The organism is Agrobacterium tumefaciens (genome assembly GCA_025560025.1).
Taxonomy (GTDB): Bacteria; Pseudomonadota; Alphaproteobacteria; order Rhizobiales; family Rhizobiaceae; genus Agrobacterium.
Map to the genome: position 1 here is coordinate 958,810 of CP048486.1, position 9,964 is coordinate 968,773.

A 9,964-nucleotide genomic window follows, 5' to 3' on the forward strand; every position below is an offset into this window, starting at 1 on the left:
GGCGATTCCCCAGAAGCGCCATAGCCATTTCAGTTTATGAGCCGGCTGCGTCAAGGGCCATGTTGAGTGCCAGCACGTTTACGACAGGCTCACCCATGAAGCCGAGTTCCGGTCCCTCGACATGGCGCTCGACGATGGCGCGCAGCGCCGCTTCGTCCATGCCCCTTGCCTTGGCGACGCGCGGAACCTGAAAATAGGCGGCATCAGGCGAGACGTGCGGGTCGAGCCCGCTGCCCGATGCCGTCACCAGATCGGCTGGAACCTCCGCTGCGGGATTTTCGGCTTTTGCCGCACCGTAATCCTGCTTTACCCGGTCAATCAGTTTGGCGCTTGTCGGCCCGAGGTTGGAGCCAGAAGACGAAGCGGCATTGTAGCCATCGCCAGCAGCGGAAGGTCTGCCGTGGAAATATTTCTCGCCGGTGAAGGCCTGCCCGATCAATTGAGAGCCGACCACCGTGCCATTCTTCTCAATCAGGCTACCATTTGCCTGGACGGGGAAAATCGCCTGCGCGAGACCTGTCATTCCCAAGGGATAAGCAAGGCCGGTGATGGCGGTGGTGGCGAGGATCAGCACCAGTGCGGGACGTAACTGTTTCAACATTTCAATACTCCTCAGGCGAGACCGAGCGCCGTGATGGCAAGGTCGATGGCCTTGATGCCGATGAAGGGCACGATGATGCCGCCCAGACCATAGATGACGAGATTGCGCGACAAGAGCGCGCCGGCGCCGATCGGGCGGTATTTGACACCCTTCAGCGAGAGCGGGATGAGTGCGATGATGATGAGCGCATTGAAGATGATGGCGGAGAGGATCGCGCTCTGCGGCGTCGAAAGCCCCATGATATTCAGCACGCCAAGCTGCGGATAAAAGGCCAGGAACATCGCCGGGATGATGGCGAAATATTTCGCGATGTCGTTGGCGATGGAGAATGTGGTCAGCGCGCCGCGCGTCATCAGCAATTGCTTGCCGATTTCAACGATCTCGATGAGCTTGGTCGGATCACTGTCGAGATCGACCATATTGCCCGCCTCGCGTGCCGCCACCGTACCCGTGTTCATGGCAACGCCGACATCGGCCTGCGCCAGCGCCGGGGCGTCGTTGGTGCCATCACCGCACATGGCGACAAGCTTGCCCTTGGCCTGTTCCTCGCGGATAAGCTCCAGCTTGTTTTCCGGTGTCGCCTGGGCGAGGAAATCATCGACCCCGGCTTCTGCCGCAATCGCAGCAGCCGTCATCGGGTTGTCACCCGTGATCATCACCGTGCGGATACCCATACGGCGAAGCTCGGCGAAACGCTCGCGAATGCCGCCCTTCACGATATCCTTCAGCTGCACGACACCCAGCAGCTTTCCGTCCCGCACAACGGCGAGCGGCGTGCCGCCAGTCTTGGCGATCTCTTCCGCAATGGTGCGGATGTCCCGCGTGGCATCCGTTTCGGTTTTGACGGCAAGCGCCACATTGCCCTGTTGCGAAGCGCCGCCATTAACATAGTCGAGAACGGCGTCGACTGCGCCCTTGCGAATGGAGGAGCCCTCGAAATCGACACCACTCATGCGGGTCTGGGCGGTGAAGGGTACGAAATTCGCATGCAGCTTCTGCATGTCGCGGGCGCGTATACCGTATTTTTCCTTGGCCAGAACCACGATGGACCGGCCTTCCGGCGTTTCGTCGGCAAGGGATGCAAGCTGGGCCGCATCGGCCAGTTCCTGCTCGGAAACACCGGCGACGGGACGAAACTCGGTCGCCTGCCGGTTACCGAGGGTGATGGTGCCGGTCTTGTCGAGCAGCAGCGTATCCACATCGCCGGCCGCCTCGACAGCACGGCCCGACATGGCCAACACGTTGAAACGAACCAGCCTGTCCATGCCGGCAATGCCGATGGCGGACAAAAGAGCACCGATGGTCGTGGGGATGAGCGTTACGAACAACGCCACCAGCACGATGATCGGGATGGAACCGCCGGCATAGGCCGCAAAGCTTGGAATGGTCGCGGTGGCCAAAACGAAAATCAGCGTCATGCCGGCGAGCAAAATGTTGAGTGCGATCTCGTTCGGCGTCTTCTGGCGCTCAGCACCTTCGACGAGCGAAATCATCCGGTCAAGGAAGGTGGAGCCGGCAGCGGCGGTGATGCGAACCCTGATCCAGTCCGACAGCACCTGCGTGCCGCCTGTCACGGCCGAGCGATCACCGCCGGATTCACGGATGACGGGGGCGGATTCGCCCGTTATCGCCGCTTCGTTGACGGAGGCGACACCTTCGATGACCTCACCGTCTGAGGGAATGATATCGCCCGCCTCGACGAGAACGACATCGTTCACCTTCAGGCTGGTGCCCGCTACCATCTTATACTGGCTGCGGTCATCGCCGCTCAGCAGTTTCGCCTGGGTTTCGGTGCGGGTCCTGCGCAGCGAATCCGCCTGCGCCTTGCCACGCCCTTCGGCAACCGCCTCGGCGAAATTGGCAAACAGCACGGTGAACCAGAGCCAGAGGTTGATCTGGAAGGAGAAGCCGAGATTGGCGCTGCCGATGATGAGGTCGCGAATGAACAGAACGGTGGTCAGCACCGATACAGTCGCCACCACGAACATGACGGGGTTGCGCGCAAGCGTGCGCGGATTGAGCTTTTTGAATGCGGCGGCGACCGCCGGTACGAGAATGCGAGAATCGATGATGCTCGCTTGTTTGGACTGGCTCATGAAGAGGCTCCAGCGTTTGAAACAGGGCGACCGATGAAGGTCGATCAGCCCGTGAGAACTTCGAGAGCGACGACGGCAGCGAACAGGGCCGCCATCATCGCAAGAATGAGATTGGAAGCGCACCAGCCGCCGGGGCCGGCGCTCCTGTTGACAGGAGCACCGGTGCGGACACGAGGTTTGCGTCCATGTCGGGAGGTGTCATTGGTCATGGCGCACCTCAAAAGACCTGACCTGCGGCCATCACCAGATGTTCCACGACCGGACCGAGCGCCAGGGCCGGCAGGAAGGTGAGGCCGCCGACGATCAGGATCGTGCCGACAAGCAGGCCGACGAAGAGCGGACCATCCGTGGGGAAGGTGCCGGCCGAAGCCGGAACGGTCTTCTTGGTGATCAGCGAACCGGCAATTGCCAGCGCGGGAATGATCACCAGAAAACGGCCCATCAGCATGCCAAGGCCAAGCGTGATGTTGTACCAGGTCGTATTGCCGGTGAGGCCGCCGAAGGCAGAGCCGTTATTGGCGGCCGCCGACGTATAGGCATAGAGGATCTCGGAAAACCCGTGCGGTCCCGCAGTACCGATCGAGGCGACCGCTGAGGGCAGGATCGTGGCAGTGGCGGTGAAAACCAGCATGGCAAGCGGCAGGCAGAGAATGGCCAGAACCGCCATCTTCATTTCCTTGGCCTCGATCTTTTTGCCGAGATATTCCGGCGTGCGCCCAACCATCAGCCCCGCCACGAAGATGGCGATGATGATGAACAGGAGAATGCCGTAGAAACCCGCGCCGACGCCGCCGACGATGACCTCACCCAACTGCATGTTGATGAGCGGGATAAGACCGCCAAGCGCCGTGAAGCTGCCATGCATCGCGTTGACCGCGCCGCAGGATGCAGCGGTGGTGATGACCGCAAAGAGAGACGAAAGCGCCACGCCAAAACGGGCCTCCTTGCCTTCCATATTGCCGCCGGCAAGACCGAAGCTGTGCATCAACGGATTTCCGGCCGCTTCCGCCCAATAGGTAACCGCAACACCAGCGATGAACAGAACACCCATGGCGGCGAGGATCGCCCAGCCCTGACGGGTGTTGCCCACCATGCGACCAAACACGTTGGTGAAGGCCGCGCCGATTGCGAAGATCGACACCATCTGGATCATGTTGGAAATGGCATCGGGATTTTCGAAAGGATGCGCGGAATTGGCGTTGAAGAAACCGCCGCCATTGGTGCCGAGCATCTTGATCGCCAGCTGCGACGCCACGGGGCCGACGGCAATCATTTGCTGCGCGCCTTCCAGCGTCTGCGCATTCACATAGGCGCCGAGCGTCTGTGGCACGCCGAGCCAGACATAAACGAGGGTCAGCACGATGCAGAGGGGTAAAAGCACGTAGAGGGTCGAGCGGACCATATCCACCCAGAAATTGCCGATCGCCTTGCCGGAAGCGCGGGAAAACGCGCGGATCAGGCCCATGGCGATTGCCATGCCTGTTGCGGCGGAAACGAAGTTCTGCACGGTGAGGCCAGCCATCTGGGTCAGATAGGACAGGGTGCTTTCGCCGCCATAATTCTGCCAGTTGGTGTTGGTGACGAAGCTGACTGCCGTATTGAAGGACAATTCCGGCCCTACGGCCGCCATTCCCTGCGGATTATAGGGCAGCACCGCTTGAAAGCGCATCAGGGCATAAAGCAGGGCAAAACCGAGGAGGTTGAAGAGAAGCATGGAAAACGCATAGGTCGTCCAGTGCTGTTCCTCGCGCTCGCTCGTTCCGGCAAGCGCATAGAGGCCGCGCTCGACGGGTGCGAGCACCGGCGACAGCAGGGTACGTTCGCCATTAAAGACACGCGCCATATAGAAGCCGAGCGGCTTCACCAGCACAACAACGATCCCGCAAAAAAGCAGGATCTGAAACCATCCATTAAGTGTCATGGTATTGAACTTTCAATAGCCGCCGCTTCCCGATCAGAAGCGTTCGGGGCGAATGAGAGCATAGGTGAGATAGGCGGCGATAAAGACGGTGACGGCACCGCTCAAGACATAGTCGAAGATCATCGCAGCCTCCGCCTAAAGCCGGTCGCAGGCGCGCGTATAGGCAAAGCAGAGTGCGAAAAACACCGTGGCCGCGCCGATCAGAATAACATCCATCATCGATGGGGACTCCCTTTTAAATCGAGGAGCCGGACAGGAAGAAAAGCGCCGTCATGTGGGACGTCGCTTCTCATTCTTTCTGGCTTGAGAAGGGAACACCATCCCTTCCCGCACAGAAGAATGCACCCGAACCGCATAAAGGTTCGAGACGGCGGGGGATGGAATAAAATAGGAATCCTATAGGAATTTTGATGCCCGCAAAGGCGGGCATCTCAGCCGCTTCTTAGTGAGAAAGCGGCTCGCCGAAGGCGGAAACAATGGTTGCCGCCGGGCTTTTGCAAGCCAGCAGCGCCGCCAGCAGAATGCGGGCTTGCCCCGGCCGAAGGGTGGAGGAATGCACGGCGCCCGCCGCAACGAGGTCATGCCCGCCGCCGCCGCCGCCATAACTCGCCACCAACAGCCCTTCCGGCACACGGCTGGAAACGACGACGGGAACACCGCGCTCAGTACAACGCTTCACGGCAACGGCAATGCCCGGATTGGCGTTGCCGGAACCAAGTGCCGCAAGCACGATCCCATCAGCACCGGCCTTTAGACTGGCCTCGATATGGGCGGCATCGCAACCGGGATAAATGGCAACGATATCGACCCGCAGATCGGCGACGGGAGCGGCAAGGTCCATCGCTGCGGCATGCGCCGCCGGTCGCGCGGAGCGAAAGGCATCCGCGGCATCCGCACTCCGCTTGTAAAGCCCCCAGGCCGGCAGGCATCTGCCGCCGAAGGACAGGAGTACGCCACGCTCGGCATTCGCCTGATCGAGTGCGGTTTCAATCGCCCGAGCCAGATTGGCCGGCCCATCCGTATTTGGATGGTCCGCGGTGAACTGCGCGCCGGTGAAGACAACCGGTTTGGTGATGGCGTGCTGCAAATGCACGAGCAGTAAGGATTCTTCCATCGCGTCGGTGCCGTGCAGAATAACGACGCCTGCCACGGCGGGGTCATTGAGCTCCACGCCAACGGCGTCACTGATGCGCTGCATGTCGGCCAATGTCAGACTGGAAGAGTCCTTCGCCATCAGATCGATCGGCTTCAGCCGGGCGGTGATCTGCGGAACCAGCGCAAGCAGGTCCTCGCCCGAAAGGCTGGGCGTGCTGGCACCATCGGCGCCACGCCTGCTGGCGATGGTGCCACCGGTGGCGATGACCGCCACCAGCGGTATTGCGCCCTGCCCGCTCAATGCGATGCTCCCGCACCTGCGCGCTCGGCGGCCAGACGGTGGATACGATCGCGCAGCAGATACCAGCCGATGACCAGCGCCGGGATGATGACCAGCAGCGAGGCGATGGTCCACGAGCCGATGGGATAATCGAAGGCCATCAGTACCAGCACGCCGAAGAGGAAGATAAGTGTGAGGATGCCGGTATAAGGCGCACCGAACATGCGGAAATCCGGGCGCACCAGCTCGCCGCGCCGGGAAAGCTGCCAGAGCTTCAACTGGCAGAGAACGATAACCGCCCATGCGCAGATGATGCCAAGCGCCGAGAGGTTGAGTGCGATCTCGAAGGCAGCGGCGGGAACGACGGCATTCAGCGCCACACCGAGAACGGTGACGACGGCGGTCACGGCGATGCCGCCATAGGGCACGCCGGCCTTGTTCATCTTCGCAAGCGCTGCCGGCGCCGAGCCGGAAACCGCCATGGAGTGCAGAATACGGCCGGTGGAATAAAGGCCGGCATTAAGCGATGACAGCACGGCGGTCAGAACCACGAGGTTCATGATCACGTCAGCGCCCTGCACGCCGATGGAGCCAAAGAAGGTGACGAAGGGGCTCTCGCCGGCCTTGTAGGCGGTATAGGGCAGAAGCAGCGTGAACAGCAGCACCGAGCCGACATAAAACACGACGAGGCGCAGAACCACGGCGCGGATGGCGCGGGGCATGACCTTGCGCGGGTCTTCGGTTTCGCCTGCCGCCGTGCCGATCAGTTCGATGGAGGCATAAGCGAAGACGACGCCCTGTATGATGACGAAGGCTGGCAAAATGCCGTTCGGGAAGAAACCGCCATTATCGGTAATGATGCTGAAACCGGTAACGTGGCCTTCAATGGGGGTGCCGAAAATGACGAAATAGACGCCGACGACCAGAAAAATGGCGAGCGCCAGTACCTTGATGAGGCTGAACCAGAATTCAAGCTCACCGAAGACCTTCACGGACAGCATGTTCATCGCCAGCACGACCAGAAGTGCCGTCATCGCAAAGACCCATTGGTCGATACCAGCGAGCCACGGAACATATTGCTTGAAGAAATTCATGTAGAGGGCAACGGCGGTCACATCCGCCACCGAGGTCATGGCCCAGTTCAGCCAATACATCCAGCCGGCGGCGAAGGCCATTTTCTCGCCGTAGAATTCGCGGGCATAGGACACGAAGGAACCGGAGCTCGGACGATGCATGATCAGCTCGCCGAGCGCGCGCAGCACCAGAAACGCGAAGAAACCGCAGAGCGCATAAACGAACACCAGCGCCGGGCCTGCCTGCGCCAAACGCCCGCCCGCACCGAGGAAAAGCCCGGTGCCGATGGCGCCGCCAATGGCGATCATCTGGATCTGACGCGGCTTTAGGGCCTTGTGGTAACCGAGATCTTCTTCGACGAAGACCTCACGGTCGGCAGACGCCGTTTTCCCAGAATGCATGGATATTTATCCTCCCGATAAAGTGCTTGCAGTCGGCGATAAGCCGGAAATGAAAATGAAACTGGCACAGTCCGCGCTGGAATATGGCCAGCATGCATGCTCATGCACGCTGTAAAGCTGCATGACAGATTTTCGCCCCTCATAATGGCAGATAATGCCGTTCGTCAAGCGTATTCGATATGATTGACCTTCTCCTCCCCCCGAATTAAGGTCGAAAAATCTGTAAGACAGCTTTACAGATATAGCAACGCTTAAAAGCCAGTGGAGGAAAAAGTGAGCGTGACGCGCAAGGAGCATGATTTGCTCGGGACGAAGGAAATTCCGGCGGATGTCTATTGGGGCGTGCACACGGCGCGCGCCGTGGAAAACTTCAAGATCACCGGGGTGACCATCGGCCACAACCCCTATCTCGTCAGGGGACTGGCCTATGTGAAGGAGGCGGCGGCACGCGCAAATCACGAGCTCGGCCTTCTCGACACCGAACGCATGGAAGCCATCGCCGAGGCCTGCCGCGAAATCCGCGCCGGCGCGCTGCATGAGCAGTTCGTGGTGGATGAAATCCAGGGCGGCGCCGGCACCTCCACCAACATGAACGCCAATGAGGTGATCGCCAACCGTGCGCTCGAACTGCTCGGCCACGGAAAAGGCGACTATGCCCGCCTTCACCCGAATGATCATGTCAATCTCAGCCAGTCGACCAACGACGCCTATCCGACCGCGATCAATGTCGGGCTGATCGAGGCGATCGACGATCTGGCGACTTCCATGGGCGTGCTGAAGGATGCCTTCGACCGCAAGGCGCAGGAATTTGCCGGCTTCATCAAGATCGGCCGCACGCAATTGCAGGACGCCGTACCGATGACGCTCGGCCAGGAATTCCGCACTTTCGTGGTGATGCTGGGAGAAGATCAGGCGCGCCTCATCGAATCCGCAGCACTTCTGCACGAGATCAACCTCGGCGCCACCGCCATCGGTACCGGGCTGAATGCGCCGCGTGGTTATGCCGAGCTTGCCTGCCAGCATCTGGCGGAACTGACCGGACGACCGCTGGTGACGGCGGCAGACCTCATCGAGGCCACACAGGACCCCGGCGCCTTCGTGCATCTCTCCGGCGTGCTGAAACGCGTTGCCGTGAAGCTGTCGAAAACCTGCAACGACCTTCGCCTGCTCTCTTCCGGCCCGCGCGCCGGGATTGGCGAAATCACCCTGCCATCGGTTCAGGCGGGTTCCAGCATCATGCCGGGCAAGATCAATCCGGTCATTCCCGAAGTGGTCAACCAGGTGGCCTATGCGGTGATCGGCAATGACATCACCATCACCATGGCGGCCGAAGCCGGGCAGCTGCAGCTAAACGCTTTCGAGCCAATCATCGTGCGAGCCTTGTCGCAGAGCATCAGCCAGCTAAGCGCGGCCTGCCGCACGCTGGCGGAACGCTGCGTCGACGGCATTGTCGCCAATCCGGCGATCATGGCGCAGCGTGTGGAAGAATCCATCGGTCTCGCCACCGCGCTCAACCCGCTGATTGGTTATTATGCGGCAACCGAAGTGGCCAAGGAGGCGCTTGCCAGCGGCCGCACCGTGCCGCAGGTGGTTCTGGAACGAGGTTATCTCACCGATGCGCAATTGCAGCAGGCGCTGAGCCCGCGGCACCTTGCAAACCTGCCCGCCGTCACGGCTGGCGAAGCCGATCTTCGCCAATAATCGTGGTCACCACCTGTTTCACCTGCCCAAGGTGAAGCTCCATCGCCTCCCGCGCCTCGGGCGCTGAACCCCGCCGGATCGCCTCGACGATCCGGCGGTGCTCGTAATTCGAAGCAACGCGGCGACCGGCCATCAGGTTCACCATCTCGGATTGCTGGGATACGGCCTCGCGGGCATCCGCTACCACCTTGGCGAACAGTCCGTTGGCCGAAGCTTCCGCAATAGCGCAATGGAATTGCCCATCCAGCAGCACCCAGGGATGCGGCCTTTCCTCGGATTCCATCCGATCGCAAAGGTCCAGCAAGACCTCCAGCTGCGCCTCGGTGCGCCTCAACGCCGCCCAACCGGCCGCAGGAACCTCGATGAAGGGGCGCGCCTCGATCAGGTCGCGGGCAGAATATGTCCCGTAATTCAATTCGGAAGGTGGCGTCGGCGTCATCACATAGGTGCCGCTTCCGGTGCGGGTCTGCGTCAGCCCCAAAGTCTGGAGCGAGCGCAAAGCCTCGCGAATGATCGGCCGGCTGACACCATATCGTGCGGCAAGATCCGCCTCGGAAGGCAGCCGGGTGCCAACCGCAAGCTGACCCGAGGTGATGGCGGAACGGATATCATCGAACACCGCTTCTGCAGCATTCTTGCGATTGATCGGCTGCGCATCCGCAAGCCAATCCGACAACCCGCCCATCTTCAAACCCTCCGCACTCTCAATATGTTCGCAATATCAACGCAAAACCAGAATCGTCCAAACGCAAAAAGGACGGCCGCCGCTCTCGCGGCCAAGCCGACCTTCCTAAC

At 60.7% G+C, this 9,964-nt stretch carries 8 protein-coding genes; 1 reads left to right on the forward strand and 7 read right to left on the reverse strand.

What is annotated here, in order from left to right; all coding sequences use genetic code 11:
• Nucleotides 1-34 precede the first annotated feature (34 nt).
• From kdpC to FY152_18420, 6 genes are all read right to left on the reverse strand, one after another.
• Entirely contained in the window at nucleotides 35-601 is a 567-nt protein-coding gene (gene kdpC / locus FY152_18395; protein ID UXS34121.1) for a potassium-transporting ATPase subunit KdpC, read from the reverse strand.
• A gap of 11 nt (nucleotides 602-612) precedes the next feature.
• Nucleotides 613-2,697 (reverse strand): potassium-transporting ATPase subunit KdpB, encoded by a 2,085-nt coding sequence (gene kdpB / locus FY152_18400; protein UXS34122.1) that lies wholly within the window; start codon nucleotides 2,695-2,697, stop codon nucleotides 613-615.
• A 217-nt stretch (nucleotides 2,698-2,914) separates the two neighbouring features.
• Nucleotides 2,915-4,618: a potassium-transporting ATPase subunit KdpA gene (gene kdpA / locus FY152_18405; GenBank protein UXS34123.1), complete on the reverse strand. Its 1,704-nt coding sequence runs from the start codon at nucleotides 4,616-4,618 to the stop codon at nucleotides 2,915-2,917.
• 33 nt (nucleotides 4,619-4,651) lie between these two features.
• Nucleotides 4,652-4,741 (reverse strand): K(+)-transporting ATPase subunit F, encoded by a 90-nt coding sequence (gene kdpF, locus FY152_18410; GenBank protein UXS34124.1) that lies wholly within the window; start codon nucleotides 4,739-4,741, stop codon nucleotides 4,652-4,654.
• 319 nt (nucleotides 4,742-5,060) lie between these two features.
• On the reverse strand, nucleotides 5,061-6,014 hold the full coding sequence (locus FY152_18415; protein ID UXS34125.1) for an asparaginase: 954 nt from the start codon (nucleotides 6,012-6,014) through the stop codon (nucleotides 5,061-5,063).
• A complete protein-coding gene (locus FY152_18420) occupies nucleotides 6,011-7,468 on the reverse strand; it encodes an amino acid permease (protein ID UXS34126.1) in 1,458 nt (485 codons plus the stop codon). Before FY152_18420 ends, FY152_18415 begins: the two co-directional genes overlap by 4 nt.
• A gap of 261 nt (nucleotides 7,469-7,729) precedes the next feature.
• Here FY152_18420 and FY152_18425 point away from each other — a divergent pair, with 261 nt between their 5' ends.
• A complete protein-coding gene (locus tag FY152_18425; GenBank protein UXS34127.1) occupies nucleotides 7,730-9,169 on the forward strand; it encodes an aspartate ammonia-lyase in 1,440 nt (479 codons plus the stop codon).
• Here the strand turns inward: FY152_18425 and FY152_18430 are convergent.
• Complete coding sequence (locus FY152_18430; GenBank protein ID UXS34128.1) at nucleotides 9,138-9,854, reverse strand: FadR family transcriptional regulator; 717 nt, start codon at nucleotides 9,852-9,854, stop codon at nucleotides 9,138-9,140. The two genes, FY152_18425 and FY152_18430, sit on opposite strands and share 32 nt — an antisense overlap.
• Between the last annotated feature and the right edge of the window lie 110 nt (nucleotides 9,855-9,964).